This is a genomic window from Bacillus infantis (assembly GCF_050107595.1).
Taxonomy (GTDB): Bacteria; Bacillota; Bacilli; order Bacillales; family Cytobacillaceae; genus Bacillus_AB; species Bacillus_AB infantis_C.
In genome coordinates, this window is record NZ_JBNILH010000048.1 from 1 (window position 1) to 255 (window position 255).

Sequence of the window (255 nt, forward strand, 5' to 3'; positions counted from 1 at the left end):
CTTTGTCCATACGCTGTTCTTTTTTAATTCCAGAAATCCAATTCAAGAATTGCTCAAATCCCTCTTTTGTATTTTCAAATTGACAAGGAGATCCAAACTCCATTCCCCTAAAGTCCTGAGCACGTGCGACATGCTTGAACTTCGCAATATCGACTCCTATAATAAGAGTTTGAGAAGTAATTTGAGCAATCTTCTTATTCTGGTTATAATTCATTTTAGTGCCTCCTGGTATTTGAGTTATAGTCCTTTTTGCTT

General features: G+C 36.1%; 1 pseudogene. It reads right to left on the reverse strand.

The features are described 5' to 3' along the window. A pseudogene (locus ACQCVH_RS25380) lies at positions 1-214 on the reverse strand (IS110 family transposase); the annotation flags it as partial. Positions 215-255: the final 41 nt, after the last annotated feature.